At 68.5% G+C, this 19,430-nt stretch carries 22 protein-coding genes; 13 read left to right on the top strand and 9 right to left on the bottom strand.

The annotated features are described in order from the left end of the window. Positions 1 to 20: 20 nt before the first annotated feature. Both SBI67_RS19805 and SBI67_RS19810 read right to left on the bottom strand, forming a co-directional pair. On the bottom strand, positions 21 to 881 hold the full coding sequence (locus SBI67_RS19805) for a shikimate dehydrogenase (RefSeq protein WP_318982205.1): 861 nt from the start codon (positions 879 to 881) through the stop codon (positions 21 to 23). Positions 882 to 979: 98 nt separating this feature from the next. After that, entirely contained in the window at positions 980 to 1,624 is a 645-nt protein-coding gene (locus SBI67_RS19810; RefSeq protein ID WP_318982206.1) for a TetR/AcrR family transcriptional regulator, read from the bottom strand. A 107-nt stretch (positions 1,625 to 1,731) separates the two neighbouring features. On the opposite strand from SBI67_RS19810, the gene SBI67_RS19815 reads away from it, so the two are divergent. Genes SBI67_RS19815 through SBI67_RS19825 form a run of 3 tightly spaced genes read left to right on the top strand, consistent with a single transcriptional unit; the run spans position 1,732 to position 4,336 of the window. Then, positions 1,732 to 3,516: a bifunctional sugar phosphate isomerase/epimerase/4-hydroxyphenylpyruvate dioxygenase family protein gene (locus SBI67_RS19815; RefSeq protein WP_318982207.1), complete on the top strand. Its 1,785-nt coding sequence runs from the start codon at positions 1,732 to 1,734 to the stop codon at positions 3,514 to 3,516. Continuing rightward, positions 3,513 to 3,953: a type II 3-dehydroquinate dehydratase gene (gene aroQ / locus SBI67_RS19820; protein ID WP_318982208.1), complete on the top strand. Its 441-nt coding sequence runs from the start codon at positions 3,513 to 3,515 to the stop codon at positions 3,951 to 3,953. Before SBI67_RS19815 ends, aroQ begins: the two co-directional genes overlap by 4 nt. Beyond that, complete coding sequence (locus SBI67_RS19825; protein WP_318982209.1) at positions 3,950 to 4,336, top strand: hypothetical protein; 387 nt, start codon at positions 3,950 to 3,952, stop codon at positions 4,334 to 4,336. Before aroQ ends, SBI67_RS19825 begins: the two co-directional genes overlap by 4 nt. Here SBI67_RS19825 and SBI67_RS19830 read toward each other — a convergent pair. The 3 genes from SBI67_RS19830 to SBI67_RS19840 are packed head-to-tail and all read right to left on the bottom strand — an operon-like array spanning position 4,333 to position 6,486. Continuing rightward, on the bottom strand, positions 4,333 to 4,815 hold the full coding sequence (locus SBI67_RS19830) for a GNAT family N-acetyltransferase (RefSeq protein ID WP_318982210.1): 483 nt from the start codon (positions 4,813 to 4,815) through the stop codon (positions 4,333 to 4,335). The two genes, SBI67_RS19825 and SBI67_RS19830, sit on opposite strands and share 4 nt — an antisense overlap. Beyond that, on the bottom strand, positions 4,808 to 5,890 hold the full coding sequence (locus SBI67_RS19835) for an isochorismate synthase (RefSeq protein WP_318982211.1): 1,083 nt from the start codon (positions 5,888 to 5,890) through the stop codon (positions 4,808 to 4,810). Before SBI67_RS19835 ends, SBI67_RS19830 begins: the two co-directional genes overlap by 8 nt. Further along, positions 5,875 to 6,486 carry an acid phosphatase gene (locus tag SBI67_RS19840; RefSeq protein ID WP_318982212.1) on the bottom strand — a complete coding sequence of 204 codons (612 nt, stop codon included), beginning with the start codon at positions 6,484 to 6,486 and terminating at the stop codon, positions 5,875 to 5,877. Before SBI67_RS19840 ends, SBI67_RS19835 begins: the two co-directional genes overlap by 16 nt. Positions 6,487 to 6,536: 50 nt before the next feature. Here SBI67_RS19840 and SBI67_RS19845 point away from each other — a divergent pair, with 50 nt between their 5' ends. Then, a complete protein-coding gene (locus SBI67_RS19845; protein WP_318982213.1) occupies positions 6,537 to 7,340 on the top strand; it encodes a ParA family protein in 804 nt (267 codons plus the stop codon). On the opposite strand, the gene SBI67_RS19850 is transcribed toward SBI67_RS19845, so the two are convergent. Continuing rightward, positions 7,341 to 8,558 carry an Rv3212 family protein gene (locus SBI67_RS19850; protein ID WP_318982214.1) on the bottom strand — a complete coding sequence of 406 codons (1,218 nt, stop codon included), beginning with the start codon at positions 8,556 to 8,558 and terminating at the stop codon, positions 7,341 to 7,343. It lies immediately after the preceding gene. After that, positions 8,559 to 10,049, bottom strand: coding sequence for a DEAD/DEAH box helicase (locus SBI67_RS19855; protein WP_318982215.1), 1,491 nt, complete (start codon positions 10,047 to 10,049; stop codon positions 8,559 to 8,561). It abuts the gene before it with no gap. Positions 10,050 to 10,331: 282 nt separating this feature from the next. Between SBI67_RS19855 and SBI67_RS19860 the strand changes: the two genes are divergently transcribed. Continuing rightward, positions 10,332 to 11,024, top strand: coding sequence for a ferritin-like fold-containing protein (locus SBI67_RS19860; RefSeq protein ID WP_318982216.1), 693 nt, complete (start codon positions 10,332 to 10,334; stop codon positions 11,022 to 11,024). Here the strand turns inward: SBI67_RS19860 and SBI67_RS19865 are convergent, their stop codons facing one another. Further along, positions 11,025 to 11,822 (bottom strand): hypothetical protein, encoded by a 798-nt coding sequence (locus SBI67_RS19865; RefSeq protein ID WP_318982217.1) that lies wholly within the window; start codon positions 11,820 to 11,822, stop codon positions 11,025 to 11,027. It abuts the gene before it with no gap. 235 nt (positions 11,823 to 12,057) lie between these two features. Between SBI67_RS19865 and SBI67_RS19870 the strand changes: the two genes are divergently transcribed. Then, positions 12,058 to 12,306, top strand: a complete 249-nt coding sequence (locus SBI67_RS19870; RefSeq protein WP_266045769.1) for a DUF3107 domain-containing protein — start codon at positions 12,058 to 12,060, stop codon at positions 12,304 to 12,306. On the opposite strand, the gene fasR is transcribed toward SBI67_RS19870, so the two are convergent. Further along, positions 12,293 to 12,952 (bottom strand): HTH-type transcriptional activator FasR, encoded by a 660-nt coding sequence (fasR, locus tag SBI67_RS19875; protein WP_266045770.1) that lies wholly within the window; start codon positions 12,950 to 12,952, stop codon positions 12,293 to 12,295. The two genes, SBI67_RS19870 and fasR, sit on opposite strands and share 14 nt — an antisense overlap. 127 nt (positions 12,953 to 13,079) lie before the next feature. On the opposite strand from fasR, the gene SBI67_RS19880 reads away from it, so the two are divergent. From SBI67_RS19880 to SBI67_RS19910, 7 genes are all read left to right on the top strand, one after another. Then, the gene (locus SBI67_RS19880; protein WP_413232533.1) at positions 13,080 to 14,141 is read left to right on the top strand and encodes a DUF3152 domain-containing protein; all 1,062 of its coding nucleotides are present in this window, start codon (positions 13,080 to 13,082) and stop codon (positions 14,139 to 14,141) included. A 108-nt stretch (positions 14,142 to 14,249) separates the two neighbouring features. Then, a complete protein-coding gene (gene moeZ / locus SBI67_RS19885) occupies positions 14,250 to 15,425 on the top strand; it encodes an adenylyltransferase/sulfurtransferase MoeZ (protein WP_318982218.1) in 1,176 nt (391 codons plus the stop codon). Positions 15,426 to 15,462: 37 nt separating this feature from the next. Beyond that, positions 15,463 to 16,317 carry a TIGR02569 family protein gene (locus SBI67_RS19890; RefSeq protein ID WP_318982219.1) on the top strand — a complete coding sequence of 285 codons (855 nt, stop codon included), beginning with the start codon at positions 15,463 to 15,465 and terminating at the stop codon, positions 16,315 to 16,317. A 169-nt stretch (positions 16,318 to 16,486) separates the two neighbouring features. Beyond that, positions 16,487 to 17,008, top strand: a complete 522-nt coding sequence (locus SBI67_RS19895) for an MSMEG_0572/Sll0783 family nitrogen starvation response protein (protein WP_318982220.1) — start codon at positions 16,487 to 16,489, stop codon at positions 17,006 to 17,008. Positions 17,009 to 17,016: 8 nt separating this feature from the next. Further along, the gene (locus SBI67_RS19900; RefSeq protein WP_318982221.1) at positions 17,017 to 17,886 is read left to right on the top strand and encodes a carbon-nitrogen hydrolase family protein; all 870 of its coding nucleotides are present in this window, start codon (positions 17,017 to 17,019) and stop codon (positions 17,884 to 17,886) included. Next, on the top strand, positions 17,879 to 18,163 hold the full coding sequence (locus tag SBI67_RS19905; protein WP_318982222.1) for an MSMEG_0570 family nitrogen starvation response protein: 285 nt from the start codon (positions 17,879 to 17,881) through the stop codon (positions 18,161 to 18,163). Before SBI67_RS19900 ends, SBI67_RS19905 begins: the two co-directional genes overlap by 8 nt. Beyond that, a complete protein-coding gene (locus SBI67_RS19910; protein ID WP_318982223.1) occupies positions 18,160 to 19,428 on the top strand; it encodes an MSMEG_0569 family flavin-dependent oxidoreductase in 1,269 nt (422 codons plus the stop codon). Before SBI67_RS19905 ends, SBI67_RS19910 begins: the two co-directional genes overlap by 4 nt. The last annotated feature ends 2 nt before the right edge of the window (positions 19,429 to 19,430 follow it).

A 19,430-nucleotide genomic window follows, 5' to 3' on the forward strand; every position in this document is an offset into this window, starting at 1 on the left:
TTATGTTGGGCTGCGCTGGCTTAACCGACGAGTTTGCGGAAGTGGGCCGACATCCGGTCGGCGTCCGGGCTGATCCCGGTGATCAAAGCGAAGGCGTCGACCGCCTGGTGGACGGCCATGTGCCCGCCGTCGAGGGTGCGGCAGCCGGCAGTGCGGGCCGCGCGCAGCAGCGCGGTGTCCAGGGGACGGTAGACGATGTCGGCTACCCACATCGCCGGATGCAGCAGGGCCGGGTCGAAGGCGATACCCGGGTGCTGGGCCATCCCGGTGGGCGTGGCGTGCACCACTCCGTCGGCCTCGGGTAGCAGCACCGCGAGTTTGTCGAACGACGACGCGTCGACGTGGGCCAGCGGATGCCGTGCCGCCAGATCGGCGGCCAGTGCGGTGGCCCGGTCAGGATCGAGGTCCACCACGGTCAGGTGGCCGGCGCCGAGGCCCAGCAGCGCGGCGGCCACCGCGGTGCCCGCCCCGCCCGCCCCGACCAGCACCACCCGACCGATAGCGGCTCCGGGCAGACCCTCGCCGAACCCGTGGCTGAAACCGGTGATATCGGTGTTGTGCCCGAAGGCTTTTCCGTCACGGAACAGCACGGTGTTCACCGCACCGAGCTGCCGGGCGGTGTCCTCGATGTCGTCGAGGTGCTCCAGGACGAGTTGTTTGCAGGGGTGGGTGATGTTCAGCGCGTCGTAGCCCAGCGTCCGCGCCCACTGCAGAATCTCCCCGACGCGGGCGGGGGACAGGCCCAGCGCGTCGAGGTCCAGGGTGCGGTACACGTAGTCCAGGCCGTGGGCCCGGCCCTCGGCCATGTGCAGCGCCGGGGTCAGCGACGGGCCGATACCGGTGCCGACCAGACCGACGAGATAGGGGTGCGATGAGCGCATCGGCCCGTGCTCCTTAATGTACGAACTAGTACGTACGCAAAGTAGAGCACTGTGGTGCGCGTCGCGTCAAGCGTTCGATGTGAGGCGCGTCTCGTCGGTCAGGGGTCGCTGGTCAGCCAGCCGACCACGACATCGCCCAGCATCCGGCGCAGGTGAGCGCGGCGCGATGTCTCGGTCAGATCGGTATCGAAGAGGAAGCCGAAGGTGTACTGGTTGGCGACCTGGAACACGCAGTACGAGCTGATCACCAGGTGCACGTCCAGGGCGTCGACGTCGTTGCGAAACGCGCCCGCGGCCCGGCCGTCGCGCAGGATCTCGTCCAACAGGGACGTCGCGGGCCGGGACAGGTCGCGCAAGTCGTCAAGCTGTTTGATGAATTCGCCGCGGTGGATGTTCTCGATCGACACCAGCCGGATGAACGCGTCGTGGGCGATGTGGTGGTCGAAGGTGACCTCGGCCAGCCGGCGGATGGCCTCCACGGGGTTGGCGTGGTCGACCCGCAATTTCTGCTCGGCTTCCCGGATGCCGCGGTAGGCGTGTTCCAGAACGGCCAGGTAGAGCTGTTCTTTGCCGCCGAAGTAGTAGTAGATCATCCGCTTGGTGGTGCTGGTGCGTTCGGCGATCTCGTCCACCCGCGCGCCGGAGTAGCCGGACTCGGCGAACACCTCGGTGGCCACCGCCAGGAGTTCGGCGCGGGTGCGCTCGGCATCGCGCTGAAGTTCGGCTTTGGGCTTGGCGGCCATGACGGCTGAGCTTACCGAGGGGGTGCCCCGTACCGCCGCTGCGCTTCCGGATCAATTAACTATTTGGTACATTGACGATGGGAGTGGCCCCCGTCACAGGAGGAATGATGAAGACGTCGATCGCCACGGTCTCGCTGTCCGGCTCGCTCGTCGAGAAGCTGCATGCCTGCGCGGCGGCCGGCTTCGACGGCGTCGAGATCTTCGAGCCCGACCTGATCGCCGGTGATCACTCCCCGGAAGAGATCCGCCAGCTGGCCCGCCGGCTCGGCCTGTCCCTGGACCTGTACCAGCCGTTGCGCGATCTCGAGGGCGTGGACGAAACGGTGTTCGCCGACAATCTGCGCCGGGCCGCGGCCACCTTCGCCACCGCGCAGCGGCTCGGCATCGACACGGTGCTGGTGTGCTCCAACGTGGCGACGGCCACCATCGACTCCGACGAGGTATCGGCCGCCCAACTGCGCCGCATCGGTGAGCTGGCGGCCGGCTACGGCATCCGGATCGCTTTCGAAGCGCTGGCGTGGGGGCGCTACATCGACGACTACCGCCGCGCCTGGCGGGTCGTCGAACTGGCCGCACACCCGAATGTCGGTGTGTGCCTTGACAGTTTCCACGTGCTGTCGCGCGGGCACGACCCCTCGGAGATCGAACGGATCCCCGGGGACAAGATCTTCTACCTGCAGCTGGCCGACGCGCCCGCACTCAGCATGGACGTGCTGTCCTGGAGCAGGCACCACCGGTTGTTCCCCGGTGAGGGCTCCTTCGACCTGGCCGCGTTCGTGCGGCACACCCTGGCGGCCGGCTACACCGGTCCGTTGTCGCTGGAAGTCTTCAACGACACGTTCCGCCAGACCGATCCCGGACACACCGCCGTGCATGCGTTGCGCTCGCTGGTGTGGCTGCACGATCAGGTGGCGCACACGCTCACCGATGCGAAACCACCGACCGGCTTCGACTTCGTCGAGATCAAGGCCGAGGACACCAGTGCGGTCGAGGTGCTGCTGCAGCGCTTGGGCTTCACCCCGCGCGGCCGGCATCGCAGCAAACCGGTCTCGTTGTGGTCGGCAGGCGAGGTCCGGGTGGTGCTCAACGAGCAGCAAGCCCGCGACCAGGTGCCCCACGTCGCGGCGATCGGACTGCAGGTGCCCGATACCGAGGCCACGTCCCGGCGGGCGGCCGAACTGATGGCGCCCGCCGCCTATCGGCGCACCTACGCCGCCGAGCAACCGTTCGGCGCCACCGTCGCGCCCGACGGCACCCAGTTCTTCTGGGCGTCGTACACGGCCGCCGAGCCGGCCTGGGTCGCCGAATTCGACGGCGGCCTGCCCGCCGGCGGGCCGCAGCTGGTGATCGACCACGTCAACCTCACCCAGCCCTGGCAGACCGCGGAGGACGCGGTCCTCTTCCTGACCAGTGTGTTCGGGCTCAGCGCCGGCGAACCCGCCGAGGTACCCGGTCCCAAGGGGCTGGTGCGCAGCCAGGTCATGCACAACGCCGACAAGTCGGTCCGGCTGCCGCTGAACGTGGCGCCGCACATCATGGACGACGCCGGCCTGCCCCAACACATCGCCTTCGCCTGTGCCGACGTCCGCGCGCTGGCTCGCACCGCGCACGCGGCCGGCCTGCAGTTCCTGGCCATCCCGGACAACTACTACGACTATCTGTCCGGCCGGTTCGGGTTGGCCGAGGACACCGTCGCCGAACTGCGCGAACTCAACCTGCTCTATGACCGGGCATCCAGCGGTGCCGAGTTCATCCACTTCTACACCGGCACCGTCGGCACGGTGTTCCTGGAATTCGTGCAGCGCATCGGTGGCTACGACGGCTACGGCACCGACAATGCCCCGGTGCGCCTTGCCGCGCAGCGCGGGCGTCTCGGTACCGTACGGTCGTGACCGAACGCGTACTGCTGCTCGTCAACGGGCCCAACCTCAATCTGCTGGGCACCCGCCAGCCCGAGGTGTACGGCGCCACCACGCTGGCCGAGATCGAGGCCGCGGTGAGCGCGCTGGCCGCGCAGTTCGGTCTGGCCGTGCGCGCCGTGCAGAGCAATCACGAAGGCGCGCTGATCGACGCCATCCACGCCGCCCGCGGCGAATGCGCCGGCATCATCATCAATCCCGGTGCCTACAGCCACACTTCGATTGCCATCCGGGACGCGCTGTCCTCGGTCGACCTGCCGGTGGTGGAGGTGCATCTGAGCAACATCCATGCCCGTGAGCAGTTCCGGCACCATTCGTTCGTCTCGGCCGTCGCCGAGGTGGTCATCGCCGGGGCGGGTCCGGCCGGCTACGAATACGCGGTGCGTCATCTGGCGGCGAAGTTCGCATGAGCCTGCAACCCCCGGTCGTCCGCTACGCCGGATTTCTGGTGGCCGCCGAGGCCGTCGCCGCTCTCGTGGTGGCCGTCGTGCTGGCGGTGCTGGCCACCGGCGGCACCGACAAACACACCCAGGGTTTCAATGCCTACGGCACCGCCGGCTGGTTCGCCATCATGGGCAGCGGTCTGCTCGCCGGCGGATGGGCGCTGATCACCGGCAGGCGATGGGGCCGCGGTATCGGGATCTTCGCCAACCTGCTGCTGCTCGGGGTGGCGTGGTACCTGTTCACCTCGCATCAGGCGGGCTACGGGATTGCGGTGGCCGTGCTGGCAGTGCTCACGATCGGAATGCTGTTCACTCCGTCGGCCGTGCACTGGACCACCGGGCAGGATTAGACCTCGCCCGCCAGCGCGCTCAGCTCCGGCCCGGACACCCGGTAGGTGGTCCACTCGGTCTGCGGCTTCCCGCCGACAGCGTCGTACAGCGCGATCGCGTTGACGTTCCAGTTCAGCACCGCCCAGGACAGCCGTGTTCCGCCGCGGCGAACACACTCGGCGGCCAAGGTGGCCAACAGCTTCCTGGCCAGCCCGCGGCGCCGGAACGCCGGACGCACGAACAGGTCCTCCAGGTAGATCCCCGTCACCCCGTCCCAGGTGGAGAAGTTCAGGAACCACACCGCCGTCGCCGCCGCCTGCCCGTCGACCTCGACCACATGTGCGTACGCCACCGGTTCGGGGCCGAAAAGCGCTTGGTGCAAATGGCTTTCGGTGACGGTGCATTCGTCGAGAGCGTTCTCGAACTCGGCGAGTTCGCGGATCATCGACACGATGTCCGCTTCGTCGCCCGGTCGGGCCCAACGGATGGACTCAGTCATCTTCTGCTCCCAGTCCTGTCAGGATCGTCCGGAACTTGGTGGTGGTCTCGTCCACCTCGTCATCGGGATCGGATTCGGCGACGATCCCACCACCGGCGTGGGCCAGCGCCGTCCGCCGGTCGGGGCCCAGCACCGCGCACCGGATCGACACCACCCAGCGGCCGTCACCGCCGGCGTCGCACCAACCGACCGCACCGGCATAGAAACCGCGGTCGCCCTCGAGCTCGGCGATCAACGCGGCGGCGGCGTCGGCCGGCACCCCGCCGACGGCCGGGGTCGGGTGCAGGGCCACCGCGAGATCCAACGCGCTGGTCCCACTGTCGCGCAGCCGGCCGCGGATCGGGGTGCTCAGGTGCCACAGCGCGTCGGTGCCGTGCAGCTCGGGTTCGTCGGCGATCTGCAGATCGGTGCACAGCGGTTCCAGTGCCGCGCGCATGACGTCGACCACGAACGCATGCTCGCGCCGGTTCTTGCCGGAGGCCGCCAACGCGGCGGCGTTGGCGGCGTCGGCCTGCGGGTCCGGCGATCGCGGCGCCGACCCGGCGAACGGCCGGCAGATCACCGTCTCGCCCGCGCGTGCCACCAACAGTTCCGGGCTGGCGCCCACCAACGTGCCGGCCGCGCCCAGGTCGGCCAGGTACACCGTGGCGCCCGGATCCGCGGCGGCCAATCGGCGCAGTACCGAGCGCGGATCCCAGGCGGTGTCGGCGCTCAGTTTCAGCGCACGGGCGAGCACCACCTTGTCCAGCGCCGAGTTCCGTAGCCGCGCCACCGCCTCGGCGACCCGGGCCCGGTGCTCGGAGCCGGCCGGCAGCGTCTGGCGGGCCAGCACCGCCGGTGCGGGGAGCACCGGCCAGTCCGGCAGCGACGGCGCGAACTCGACCCGATCGGGGGTGAACAGCGCGGGCCGGGCGCTCAGGTCGAAAGGCAACGCCCCCACCACGATCGGCACGGCACCGGACTGCAGAGCCTGTTGGGCGGCGGGGATCGTGGCGAACTCCCGGCGCACGCCGTCGGCCAGGACCGTGCCGTCCGGCCCGGACAGCACGAACGACGGCGTCACGCCGGCAGGCACGGGTTGACGTGACCGGTCAGGCCCAGTGCGGAGATCTGGCGAACGCCGTGCTCGAAACCGCATACCGCGATCGAGGCCGCCGCCATCGACAACCGGATGCCCTCGGACACCGGCAACTCGATCCAGCGGGTCAGCATCGACCGGGAGAAGTGGCCGTGCCCGACGAACACCACGTCACGCTCGGCCATGTTCGCCAGCGCCAGCGCCACCGCCGCGTCGGCGCGCGCGGTGACATCGGCCATGCTCTCGCCACCCGGGCACGGATGCGTCCACACCGTCCAGCCCGGCACGGTCTGGCGGATCTCCGGGGTGGTCAGGCCCTCGTAGTCGCCGTAATCCCATTCGGCCAGCAGGGGCGTGACCTCGTCGACGGTCAACCCGGCCAGTTCGGCGGTGAGCAGCGCACGGCGGCGCGGGCTGCTGACCACCAGCGGGTCGCGCAACTGCAGGTCGCCCAGCGCCTCCGCCGCGAGCTTGGCCTGGTACCTACCGGTATCGGTGAGATCCAGATCGGTGCGCCCAGTGTGCTTGCCACTCTTGGACCATTCGGTCTCGCCGTGCCGGAGCAGGAACAGCCGGTGCTGCTGGACAGTCACCCACACGATTCTGCCCCACGGCAGGCCGAGGGGACCGCGCGCGTGCTTGGATGGGCGGTGTGACGCGAGTATTAGCGGTCGCCAATCAAAAGGGTGGGGTCGCCAAGACGACGACGGTGGCGTCGCTGGGTGCAGCCTTCGTCGAGCACAAGCAGCGGGTGTTGCTGGTGGACCTGGACCCGCAGGGCTGTCTGACGTTCTCGCTGGGCCAGGACCCGGACGGCCTCGCCGTGTCTGTGCACGAGGTGCTGCTCGGGGACGTGGAGCCCGATACGGCACTGTTGTCCACTCCTGAGGGCATGACGGTGCTGCCCGCCAACATCGACCTGGCCGGCGCGGAGGCGATGCTGCTGATGCGGGCGGGCCGCGAGTACGCACTCAAACGAGCGCTCGGGAAACTGGCCGGCCAGTTCGATGTCGTCATCGTCGACTGCCCGCCGTCGCTGGGCGTGTTGACCCTCAACGGGCTGACCGCCGCCGACGAGGTGATCGTGCCGTTGCAGTGTGAGACGCTCGCGCACCGCGGCGTGGGGCAGTTCCTGCGCACTATCGGTGATGTCCAGCAGATCACCAACCCGGAGCTGAAACTGCTCGGGGCGCTGCCGACCTTGTACGACTCCCGCACCACGCACAGCCGGGACGTGCTCTTCGACGTCGTCGACCGCTACAACTTGCCGGTGCTCGCGCCGCCGATTCCCCGCACGGTCCGTTTCGCGGAGGCCAGTGCCTCCGGCGCCTCGGTGCTCAAAGGCCGGAAGAACAAGGGTGCCAACGCCTATCGCGATCTCGCTGGGGCGCTGCTGCGGTACTGGAAATCGGGGAAGGCGCTGCCGACGTTCACCCCGGACCTCTAGTCAGCCCAGCGCCACCACGGTGCCGCCGCGCTGCTCCAGCAGCGTCGATCCGGCCACCGCGGGGATCACCGGATCCTGTGACGGCGGGCGTTTGACGTCGATGTGGCGCACACCGGCCCCGGTTTCGGGGTTGAAGACGTCGTAGCCGGAGGTCACCGGCACCAGCAGCGAGCCGGCCATGATGGTGGCCGGTCCCACCGGCGCATTGTTGCCCGACGGCGCCACGGTGTACTTGTAGCGCAGCTGGTTGGCGTCGAACACCAGCACCGAGTCGCCCGTCCACCAGGTGATCAGGTCACCGGGATGCGACATTGCCGCGTTCGGCGAGACCGCCTTGGGTAGCAGCGTGCTGGCGGTCACCGTGCCGGTGTTGTCGACGATGTTGACCGCCGGTTTGGGGGTCGGCACATAGACGGCGGTGGTGGTGTCGGTCACCGCGACGACCCGTGCGTCGGAGTCCACCGAGACTCCGGGTTGCTGCTGGAATTTCGTCGTCGGGGTGTCTTCTTCGTCCGACGGCGTCAACAGGGTCAGCCGCATATCGGCCTGGTTCGGGCAGGCCTCCAACACCGACACCTGCGACGAGCTGGCGGCGGCGGACACCAGTCGGCACAGCGGATCCTGCGGGACGTCGGGTTTGATCCGGGCGTCCAGCGTCCCCCAGCTGAGCATCCGCACCATGTCCGAGCGCCACAGTTCCAGCCGGCTGTCACCGGCCGAGAGCACCGTGCTGCCGTCGGAGGACAGCGCGACCTCGGGGTCGGCGTACGCGGTGCGCGTCGGGCCGCGCCGCCCGGTCTGGGCGTCGATGGTGCTGACCTGGCCGCAGCCCCGGCTGTCCGGGTACACCGCAACGGCGTACTGGTACACCCACGTCACCCCGCACAGGTCGAGATCGCGGGTGTACGACCACAGTGGCGCGCCGCCGGCCGGGTCATGCCCGATGACCTCGCGGCCGTCGCCGGTGACGACGGCGCCGCCCACCACCAGGGGCTGGGTGGTCTTTCCGCTGGGCGCCGACCACAGTTCGTGCAGGGTGTCGGGGACCGTGGCGGCCGGTTTGAGGGCCGGTACGGCAGCGGCGGCGGGCTTGCTGACGGTGGCCCGAGCATCGCTGGTCCACCAGATCAGGGCGGCGACCACCGCCACCACCACCGCGATGGCCGCGGCCGCCACCATGTCGCCGCGGGTGCGGCGCTCCGGGGGGATACCGGGCATTTAGCCGGCTGCGGGCGCGGCGGCCTTGCGCGGGCGACGACGGCGCCGGCGCTTGGGGGCGGTGCCGGCCTCATCCGGGCTGTCCGAGCTGGCCGAGCTGTCGGCACCCGGGTCGGCGGACTCGGAGTCGGTGACCTGTTCGGGATGGCCGGTGGCGGGCTGGCCGGCGCGGGTGCGCCGGCGGGTGCGGGTGCGGGCCGGTCGTTCGGCCCGCTCGGCGCGTTCCCCTTCGGTGCGGGTCTTCGGCTTGCGCGGCGCGGCGATCGAACCGGTGGCCTCGGCCGGGATGTTGAGCTCGGTGTACAGATGCTCGGAGCTGGAGTACGTCTCGGTGGGATCCGGATTGTCCAGGCCCAGCGCCTTGTCGATCATCGACCAGCGCGGCAGCTCGTCCCAGTCCACCAGGGTCACCGCGATGCCGGTCTTGCCGGCGCGCCCGGTGCGGCCGATGCGGTGCACATAGGCCTGTTCGTCGTCGGGGATCTGGTAGTTGATGACGTGCGTGATGTCGTCGATATCGATACCGCGGGCCGCGACGTCGGTGGCCACCAGCACGTCGACATCGCCGTTGCGGAACGCCTTGAGGGCCTTTTCGCGCGCGATCTGGCCCAGGTCGCCGTGCACGGCGCCGACCTTGAAGCCGCGCTCGCCGAGTTCGTCGGCGACCTTCTGCGCGGTGCGCTTGGTGCGGGTGAAGATCATCGTCGCGCCGCGGCCGTCGGCCTGCAGGATGCGGCTGACCATCTCCACCTTGTCCAGCGCGTGCGCGCGGTAGACGAACTGCTCGGTGGTGTCGTGGGTGGCGGCCGAGTGCGGCGCCTCGGCCCGGATGTGGGTCGGCTGGTTCATGAAGGTGCGGGCCAGCGTGATGATCGGGTCGGGCATGGTGGCCGAGAACAGCATGGCCTGCCTGTTGTCGGGGGTCAGCCGCAGGATCCGCTCGATATCGGGCAGGAAGCCCAGGTCCAGCATCTCGTCGGCTTCGTCGAGCACCAGCACCGACAGTCCACCCAGCTGCAGGTGGCCCTGCTGGGCCAGGTCGAGCAACCGTCCCGGGGTGCCGACGACGACGTCGACGCCGTTGCGCAGCGCCTCGATCTGGGGCTCGTAGGGGCGGCCGCCGTAGATCGACGTGACGGTGAACTTGCGGTCGCCGGCGCGCAGGTGCTTGGCGGCGCTGGTCAGGTCGTCGAAGACCTGCAGGCACAGCTCGCGGGTGGGCACCACGACCAGGGCGCGGGGGGCGCCGGTCAGCGGCCGCGACTCGTCGGTGGAGACCCGGTGCAGCAGCGGGACGCCGAACGCCAGGGTCTTGCCCATACCGGTGCGGGCCTGGCCGATCAGGTCGTCGCCGGCCAGGGCGAGCGGCAGGGTGAGTTCCTGGATGGCGAAGGGGTGTTCTTTGCCGGACTCGGCGAGGGCGCGCACGATCTCGTCGCGCACGCCGAGATCGGCGAAGGTGGTTTCGGTTTTGCTGTTGAGTTCGGTCATATGGTGGTGGTCGGCATCATTGTCGATGCCTTACTGCCTTTCGTTGTCATTCCTCGTCGCGTATGTCGTCACGCGCGCACGAAGATGACGAGAAAGGGGCCGCTTCTCCCCGGCTGGGGCGATGTCAGCCCGCTGGGCCCTGCCCCGTCTTGAAGGGGGCCGGCCGAACCACGTGCACGCACATTTCCTCGGCTGTGGCGCCAAAAAGCCACTGCCTACACCCATGATAGCTGGCTTCTGTGCTGCTCGGTCGCTGTGGCGCTCGGCGTCTAGAGTTGGGCCATGCCACAGACGTCCTCAGCACAGCCGGGCACCGGGCCGAAGCCGGCGGTCAGTGCCGATCATCCCGGCGTCACCGAACTGTTCGCGCTGCTGGCCTACGGCGAGGTGGCGGCGTTCTACCGGCTGACCGAAGAGGCTCGGATGGCGCCCAATCTGGCCGGTCGGATCAGCATGGCCAGCATGGCCGCGGCCGAGATGCGGCACTACGAACTGCTGCGCGACGCACTGGCCGAACGCAATGTCGACGTGGTGCCCGCGATGACGAAATATGCTGCCGCACTTGAGAATTACCATCGGCTGACGACGCCGAGCACCTGGCTGGAAGCGTTGGTCAAGACCTATATCGGTGATGCGCTGGCCGCCGATTTCTACCTTGAGATCGCCGATGCGCTCCCCGAGGAAGCGGCCGGGGTGGTCCGGTCGGTGCTCGCCGAGACGGGCCACTCCCAGTTCGTGGTCGCCGAGGTGCGTGACGCCGTGACGGCCAGCGACCGCCAGCGGCACCGTCTGGCGCTGTGGTCGCGCCGGCTGCTCGGCGAGGCCATCACCCAGGCCCAGTTCGTGCTGGCCGATCGTGACGAGCTCGTCGACCTGGTGCTCACCGGCAGCGATGGGCTGCTGCAGCTGGCCGAGTTCTTCGAGCGTCTGCAGCGCACCCATGCCAGCCGGATGCAGGAGCTGGGCCTGGCCTAGTTACCGGGTGCAGGTCGCGATCATCGTGTTGTTGGTCTGCGCCACCAGCGGCGCACCGGCCGCATCGGTGATCGAGCAGTTCAGCTGGCTGGTCACGCTGGTCGCGGTCACCGAACTCAACTGCACGCCCGGGTCCAGGGTGATGGATTTGCGCCACGGCAGCGCGACGTTGACGTCGGTCTGCAGGGCGCCCTGTCCGTCGGTGTAGATGATGGTGACCAGGTCCAGCAGTGATTTTTGGCCGGTCACCGTGTAGGTGATGGTGCGCGCGGCGGCCGCCGGATCGGGCGCGGCTACCGGCGGCGCGACGGCTGGCACCTGCGCCTCGGTGGTGGGAACCGGTGTCGCGGTGACCGTCGCCGAGGGGGTGGGCGTCACCGTGGTGACGGTCTCCGGGTTCTGCGCCGGGTTCAGTGCCGTGACCGGCGGCGGGGCCGGGGCGACGGTCGTCGACGGCGCGGCGGACGTGGTCGCCGCGGCGGAGGTGGTGGAGGCCTGCGTGGCCGACACCGAACCGCTGTCGCCGCCGCCGAGGATGATGCCGGTGCAGATCACCGCCACCATCAGGATGGCGCCTGCGACCCCTGCCACCCAGATCCAGCGCCGGTCCAACTCGTCGTGGTAATCGGCGGGATATTCGTACTCGTATGCGGGCTCGGCGCCGGTGTCGGCATCCAAACCGGCACCGTCGAAGTCATCGTCATGGCCGAGATAGTCGTAGCTGTCGTCGGCATACGGGTAGCGCGACCGGTAACCGGCGTCGCGCGTCGCGGAGTTACGTGAATAAGGCCTGGTCATTGCGTTTCCCAAGTGGTTTCGGTGCGTACCGGGCCGATGCTAATGGGGCTGCAGTGACAGATGAGGCCGACGCGGCGAGCCGCCGTGTCACGGTCCGGCTTCGGTGTGGTGACCGTCGGATCGCGGCCCGATCGGCTGTGCACTTCGCTATCGGCTTAGCGCCCTGACGCGGCCGCCCGCGCCGCGTCCACTAGCCTGATGGCGAGCACTGCCCACCAACGAAAGAGGCCACAGCGTGGACATCAAGATCGGGGTCACGGACAGCCCGCGGGAGCTGGTCATCAGCAGCGCGCAGACCCCCGGCGAGGTCGAAGAACTCATCACCAAAGCGCTGGGTTCCGACGGTGTGCTCGCGCTGACCGACGAGAAGGGCCGCCGGTTCCTGGTGCAGTCGACGAAGATCGCCTACGTCGAGATCGGCGCGGCCGACGTGCGTCGGGTCGGCTTCGGGACCGTGGGAGCCGAGGCCGTCAAGAACGGGTGAGCGGCACGTGTGACAGGCCGCCCCAGGCGAACTGCACCGTGCCCTCCACGGCCGCCTCTTTCGAGATGGGGCGGTCGTTGTCGAGCCAGTAGCGCGCACAGTCGACGCTGGTGGACACCAGGCCGACCGCGATCATCCTGGCTCGATGTGCTTCCAGGCCGGAATCCCGGCTGATCAGGTCGAACACCGCATCGGTACACGATTCGGTGGCGACCTTCACCTGCGCCGACACCTGCGGCTCGGTGACGTAGTCGTTCTCGAAGATCAGCCGGTAGCCCTGGCTGTCGTGCTCGACGAAATCGAAGAAGGCCTGCACCGCGGCGCGCAGCCGCTGCCGGTTGTCGGTGGTGGTGCGCAGCGCTTGCCGCACGCCGGAGACCAGGTTGTCCACGTGCCGCTGCAGCACCGCGAGGTACAGCTCCAGCTTGGATGAAAAGTGTTGGTACAGAACGGGTTTGCTGACTCCGGCACGGTCGGCGATCTCGTCCATGCCTGCGGCGTGGTAACCGCGGTCGACGAAAACCTCACTGGCGGCGATCAGCAGCTGCCCGCGGCGTTCGTCACGGGGCAGCCGGTTACCGCGCCGGGTGCCGCCGGTGCCCGCCTTGGCGCCTTTTCGATCGGCGGCATTGGCGAGATCGCTCATCAGGTCCTCTATCTTGTGTGGATCGTCACGACATTACTACCGCACCGTGGGCGAGGCGCCGCTGCTGGCACTTGTGTCGGTGGCGTGCCGGACCGGTGCCCGTCACGGTGTGTGTAATCCTGGTGCGGTGACCTACGACCCGGGGCGTCGCGGGGGCGACCGTATGCCCGGCGGGCAGGAACGGGGGAATGTTCCCGTTCTACGCAGTGAATGGCGGGAGCCGCTGCGCGCCCAGCGTGATCCGTTGGCCGAGGATCACGGTCGGCCGCGGGCCAACCGGGACGACCGTCAGCACCTTCGCAAGCAGACCTGGCTCGGTCGGTTCGTGTCCACGTACGGCTGGCGGGCGTATGCGCTGCCGGTGCTGGCCATCCTGACCGTGGTGGTGCTCTACCAGACCGTGACCGGCACCAGTGCGCCCAAGGCCGTGAACGCCGAAGGCCCGGTCCAGGGGCCGCCGACCATCGAGGCGCCCGGCACGGCGATCATCGGTGCGCCGCCCAAGGGCCTGTCCCAGTTCGACGTCAACCTGCCGACCGGGATCCTGCCCAACGGTGGACCGTTCACCGAGGCCGGGGCCCGAACCTGGCATGTGGTGCCCGGCACCACGGCCAAGGTCGGCGCCGGGGACACCAAGACCTTCCGCTACACCGTCGAGGTCGAGGACGGCGTCGACACCGCGTCGTTCGGGGGTGACGACGGCTTCGCGCGGATGGTCAGCGAAACCCTGGCCAACCCGAAGAGCTGGACGCACAACACCCAGTTCGCGTTCGAACGTGTCGACAGCGATGCCGGCGGTCCCCCCGATTTCCGGGTATCGCTCACCTCGCCGATGACGGTGCGCGACGGCTGCGGCTACGACATCCCGCTGGAATCGTCGTGCTACAACCCCGTCTATGACGGCACCCAACCCCGGGTGTTCATCAATGAGGCCCGCTGGGTCCGTGGCGCCGTCCCGTTCCAGGGCGATATCGGCTCCTATCGCCAGTACGTGATCAATCACGAGGTGGGTCACGCGATCGGCTATCCGAAGCACGAACCGTGCCCGGAGAACGGCGCGCTGGCGCCGGTGATGATGCAGCAGACCTTCTCCACCGACAACGACGACGCCGCCAAGTTCGACCCGGAGTCGGTGAAACCCGACGGCCGCACCTGCCGGTTCAACCCGTGGCCGTATCCGATCGCCTGAGGCCCGCACGACGGCTGCGCCGGGGAAGGTTTACCCCTGGATTACCGTTGAAGCAGTGAGCCTGGTGGGATAGACGCCAGGATTGCGATCGACTCAAGGAGGACGACGGTGACGTCGTTACCACCGCTGGTGCAACCAGCCGCCGAACTGACCCGCGACGAGGTCTCTCGGTACAGCCGTCACCTGATCATCCCGGATCTCGGGGTGGACGGGCAGAAACGCCTCAAGAACGCCAAGGTGCTGGTGATCGGTGCCGGCGGCCTGGGGTCCCCGACGCTGCTCTATCTGGCTGCCGCCGGTGTGGGCACCATCGGCATCGTCGAGTTCGACGTCGTCGACGAGTCGAACCTGCAGCGACAGATCATCCACGGCCAGTCCGATATCGGCCGGTCCAAGGCACAGAGCGCGCGCGACTCGGTGCTCGAGGTCAACCCGTATGTGAACGTGGTGCTGCACGAGCTGCGCCTGGAGCCGGACAACGCCGTCGACCTGTTCGCCCAGTACGACCTCATCCTGGACGGCACCGACAACTTCGCCACCCGCTACCTGGTCAACGATGCCGCCGTGCTGGCGCACAAGCCGTACGTGTGGGGCTCGATCTACCGGTTCGAGGGGCAGGTGTCGGTGTTCTGGGAGGACGCCCCCGACGATCTGGGCCTCAACTACCGCGACCTGTACCCGGAGCCGCCGCCACCGGGCATGGTGCCGTCCTGCGCCGAAGGTGGCGTGCTGGGCATCCTGTGCGCGTCCATCGCCTCGGTGATGGGTACCGAGGCCATCAAGCTGATCACCGGCATCGGCGAGACGCTGCTGGGCCGGCTGATGGTGTACGACGCGCTGGACATGAGCTACCGGACCATCAAGATCCGCAAGGATCCCGCCCGGGAGAAGATCAACGAACTGATCGACTACGAGGCCTTCTGCGGTGTCATCACCGACGAGGCGGCAGAAGCGTCGGTCGGCTCCACGGTGACCCCGCTGGAACTGCGCGAACTGCTGGACTCCGGCAAGCCGGTGGCGCTGATCGACGTGCGCGAACCCGTCGAGTGGGAGATCAACCACATCGAGGGGGCCGAACTCATCCCGAAATCGGCACTGGAGGCCGGCAGCGGTCTGGCGCAGTTGCCGCAGGACCGGGTTCCGGTGCTGTACTGCAAAACCGGCATCCGGTCGGCCGAAGCACTGGCCGCCGTCAAGAAGGCCGGGTTCGCGGACGCACTGCACCTGCAGGGCGGCATCGTGGCGTGGGCGAAACAACTCGAGCCCGACATGGTGATGTACTGAGCGCTCTGTGACGCAGGCACCGCTTAGGCTGACGTGCGTGACTGACGAACTGCCACCGGAGCACGTGTTGGCGGCATTCGGCCTGGCCGGGGTGCGTCCGGTCCCGCTGGGTTCCAGCTGGGAGGGCGGCTGGCGCTGTGGCGAGGTGGTGCTGTCCATGGTCGCCGACCATGCGCGCGCCGCGTGGTCGGCCAAGGTGCGCGAGACCCTCTTCGCCGACGGGATCCGACTGGCCCGGCCGGTGCGTTCCACCGATGGCCGCTACGTTGTCGCCGGCTGGCGCGCCGACACCTTCGTCGCCGGCACCCCCGAACCGCGGCACGACGAGGTGGTGTCGGCGTCGGTGCGGCTGCACGAGGCCACGGCGAACCTGGAGCGGCCCCGCTTCCTCACCCAGCCCCCGGTGGCGCCGTGGTCGGATGTCGACGTGTTCATCGCCGCCGACCGGGCGGCCTGGGAGGACCGGCCGCTGCACGCGTTGCCGGCCGGCGCGCGCGTCTCGCCCGGTTCGGCCGACGGCCAGAAATCGGTCGAGTTGATCAATCAGCTGGCCACCCTGCGCAAGCCGACCCGCAGTCCCAGCCAACTGGTACACGGTGATCTGTACGGCACCGTCCTCTTCGCCGGCGCCGCTGCGCCGGGCATCACCGACATCACCCCGTACTGGCGGCCCGCGGCGTGGGCGGCCGGCGTCGTCGTCGTCGATGCGCTGGCGTGGGGTGACGCCGATGACGGTCTGCTCGAGCGCTGGAGCCCGCTGCCGGAGTGGCCGCAGATGGTGTTGCGCGCGTTGATGTTCCGCCTCGCGGTGCACGCACTGCACCCACGGGCCACCGCGGCCGCCTTCCCGGGGTTGGCGCGTACCGCGGCGCTGGTTCGCCTGGCGCTCTAGCCCGCTCGTCATCGCCGAGGGTGCCCTGAGCGCCCCATTTCGGCGTGTTACGGCCGCATTGCGGCGGTGAGCCCCCCGCAACGCAGATGTATTCCATCCCTAACCACCCGGTAATGGCCGGCGCCTGTAATTGGAGACATCCAAAACCACCCCAAACTTGGAGTCCTCCATGGCATTTGATCCATCCATCGCCGAGAACATCGCCACCTCGTTGGCCGAGATTCCCCATCCGTCCCTGCCGAAAGGATCGAACATCTACGGTGGCACCAAGATCTTCCCCGACTACCAGGCCGAGGAAGGCGAAAGCTACTTCACCCTGGTGCACGGAATCGCCCACGAATCCTCGGTCTCCTTCGTCGCCGTGCTGCAGGCCACCCGCGCGCTGCGCAAGGGCTTCGAGTCGGCCATCTACTTCTACGGGCCGGGCGCCATCAATTGCCTTGCCACCAGAGGGTTTCCGAAGACCGGCGACTCCGGCTTCCCCGGCGAGCAGAACATCAACGACGCGCTGGCCACCTTCATCTCCGAGGGCGGCACCGTGTTCGCCTGCCGGTTCGGCTTGGCCCTGCACGGCGGTCGGGAAGAGGACCTCATCGAAGGCGTCATCCCGGCGCATCCGCTCGACGTGCAGGACGCGCTCATCTACTACGCCCGCAAGGGCGCCATCATCAACTCGACATACATGGTCTAGGGCGCATCATGACCACACTTGCCGGGGTCTCGGCCAATTTCACCCGCGATCTGGAACAGAACTACGCGCTCATCGAGGCGCTCACCGAGGAGGCCCGCGCCAAGGGCGTCGACTTCCTGGTGTTCCCCGAGGCCGCCATCGGCGGCTACCTCTCCTCACTGGGCAACCACGGCGACACCGTGAAGACCACCAAACGCTCACTGCCACCGGCCATCCGGCTCGACGGCCCGGAGATCGCCAGGGTGCAACAGATCGTAGGCGACATGGTGATCGCCATCGGATTCTGCGAGCTGGCCGACGACGGTGAGACCCGCTACAACGCCGCGGCGGTGCTGGACGGCACCACCGTCTACGGCAGCTACCGCAAGGTGCACCAACCGCTGGGGGAGGGCATGTCGTATTCGGCGGGGTCCGGCTACCGCGTCTTCGACACCCCCGTCGGCCGCGTGGGCCTGCAGATCTGTTATGACAAGGCATTTCCCGAAGCCGCCCGCGTGATGGCCCTCGACGGCGCGCAGATCATCGCCAGCTTGTCGGCGTGGCCGGCGGCCCGCACCGCCACTGCCGAGAATCTGCAGGACGACCGCTGGACCTACCGGTTCAATCTGTTCGACACCGCGCGCGCCCTGGACAACCAGGTCTTCTGGATCGCCTCCAACCAGAGCGGAACCTTCGGATCCCTGCGCTACGTCGGCAATGCCAAGGTCGTCGATCCTGGCGGAAACATCCTGGCGACAACGCTTCTCGGTAGTGGCCTCGCCGTTGCCGAGGTCGATATCGACGCCACCTTCCGCACCATGCGGGCCGGCATGTTCCACTTGCGCGACCGCAGGCCCGATGTCTACGGCTCGCTCACCGAAGAGTTCGCTCATGCCTGAGATGACTTTCGAGGTGCGCTGGCCCGACGGCAGCACGCAGCGCTGCTACTCACCCAGCTTGGTCATGCACGACTATCTGAGCACGGGAACGCACTACACGGTAAGCGATTTCGTCGAGCGGTCGACCCGCGCACTCGGCGAGGCCAGCGAGCGGGTTCGCGCCAAATTCGGGTTCGCCTGCACCTCGGCCGCCGACACCGCCGAACGTATCACCGTCGCCGCCGCCCGCTTCCCGCGACAGGCACTCGTCCAGGTCACCCAGATGGAGCAGCCATGACCACCAACCACATCCCGGTCGCCATCATCGGCGGCGGGCAGGCCGGGCTCTCGGTCAGCTGGTACCTGGGCCGGATGGGTATCGAGCACGTCGTGCTGGAAGCCCAGACGCCGGTGCACGCCTGGGCCGACACCCGGTGGGACAACTTCACTCTGGTGACGCCCAACTGGCACTGCAAACTACCCGGCTACGCCTATGACGGACCGGACCCGGACGGCTTCATGACCCGTGACGAGGTGGTGGCCTGGCTGGCCGGCTGGCTGGACACGTTCACCCCGCCGCTGCGCACCCACACCCGGGTGACCCGGCTGGCGCAGGGACCCGACGGGCGCTTCGAACTCACCCTCGACGGGCAGGAGACGCTGCGCTGCGACCACGCCGTCATCGCCACCGGCGGCTATCCGCTGCCCGTGATCCCGAGCTATGCGGCCACTCTCGACGCCGACATCACCCAGATCCACTCCGAGCTCTACCGCAACGCCGACCAGTTGGCCGACGGTGCGGTGCTGGTGGTCGGCACCGGACAATCGGGTGCCCAGATCGCCGAGGACCTGCATCTGGCCGGGCGGCAGGTGCACCTGGCCGTCGGTAACGCACCCCGGGTGGCGCGCTTCTACCGTGGCCGGGACTGTATGACCTGGCTGGCCGAGATGGGCCTGTACGACAAACCGGCACAACAGTATCCGGGTGGCAAGGCCGCGATCGAGAAGACCAACCACTACGTCACCGGGCGTGACGGTGGCCGCGATGTCGACCTGCGCCAGTTCGCCACCGAGGGCATGAAGCTGTACGGAGCCCTGGCCGACGGCAAGGACACGCTGCTGAGGTTCGAGCCCACCCTGACCAGGGCACTGGACCACGCCGACGCGGTGTACAACTCGATCTGCTCGGATATCGACCGCTACATCGACGCCAGCGGGGTCGACGCGCCACCGCCAGCACGGTACTCGCCGGTGTGGTCACCCGAAAGCGAGACCACCACACTGGATCTGGCCGAGGCCGGTATCACCAGCATCGTCTGGGCCATCGGCTACCGGCCCGATTACCGCTGGATCGAGGCGAGCGCCTTCGACGGTGCGGGCCGGCCCATGCAGACCCGGGGCATCACCAACGTCGACGGGTTGAGCTTCATCGGCCTACCGTGGATGCACACCTGGGGCTCGGGCCGATTCCTGGGCATCGACCGCGACGCCAAACACGTCGCCGACACCATCAATGGCAAGGTTCGCCGGCGCACCTTCCACACCGACGCCGTCGCCATCTAGGG

Source organism: Mycolicibacterium chengduense (genome assembly GCF_033741155.1).
Taxonomy (GTDB): Bacteria; Actinomycetota; Actinomycetes; order Mycobacteriales; family Mycobacteriaceae; genus Mycobacterium.

Coding starts and splice junctions, on each gene's coding strand:
- SBI67_RS19805 (WP_318982205.1), bottom strand. CDS start 881: ATGCGCTCATCGCACCCCTATCTCGTCGGTCTGGTCGGCACCGGTATC.
- SBI67_RS19810 (WP_318982206.1), bottom strand. CDS start 1,624: ATGGCCGCCAAGCCCAAAGCCGAACTTCAGCGCGATGCCGAGCGCACC.
- SBI67_RS19815 (WP_318982207.1), top strand. CDS start 1,732: ATGAAGACGTCGATCGCCACGGTCTCGCTGTCCGGCTCGCTCGTCGAG.
- SBI67_RS19825 (WP_318982209.1), top strand. CDS start 3,950: ATGAGCCTGCAACCCCCGGTCGTCCGCTACGCCGGATTTCTGGTGGCC.
- SBI67_RS19830 (WP_318982210.1), bottom strand. CDS start 4,815: ATGACTGAGTCCATCCGTTGGGCCCGACCGGGCGACGAAGCGGACATC.
- SBI67_RS19845 (WP_318982213.1), top strand. CDS start 6,537: ATGGGCGGTGTGACGCGAGTATTAGCGGTCGCCAATCAAAAGGGTGGG.
- SBI67_RS19850 (WP_318982214.1), bottom strand. CDS start 8,558: ATGCCCGGTATCCCCCCGGAGCGCCGCACCCGCGGCGACATGGTGGCG.
- SBI67_RS19855 (WP_318982215.1), bottom strand. CDS start 10,049: ATGACCGAACTCAACAGCAAAACCGAAACCACCTTCGCCGATCTCGGC.
- SBI67_RS19860 (WP_318982216.1), top strand. CDS start 10,332: ATGCCACAGACGTCCTCAGCACAGCCGGGCACCGGGCCGAAGCCGGCG.
- SBI67_RS19865 (WP_318982217.1), bottom strand. CDS start 11,822: ATGACCAGGCCTTATTCACGTAACTCCGCGACGCGCGACGCCGGTTAC.
- fasR (WP_266045770.1), bottom strand. CDS start 12,952: ATGAGCGATCTCGCCAATGCCGCCGATCGAAAAGGCGCCAAGGCGGGC.
- SBI67_RS19895 (WP_318982220.1), top strand. CDS start 16,487: ATGGCATTTGATCCATCCATCGCCGAGAACATCGCCACCTCGTTGGCC.
- SBI67_RS19900 (WP_318982221.1), top strand. CDS start 17,017: ATGACCACACTTGCCGGGGTCTCGGCCAATTTCACCCGCGATCTGGAA.
- SBI67_RS19905 (WP_318982222.1), top strand. CDS start 17,879: ATGCCTGAGATGACTTTCGAGGTGCGCTGGCCCGACGGCAGCACGCAG.
- SBI67_RS19910 (WP_318982223.1), top strand. CDS start 18,160: ATGACCACCAACCACATCCCGGTCGCCATCATCGGCGGCGGGCAGGCC.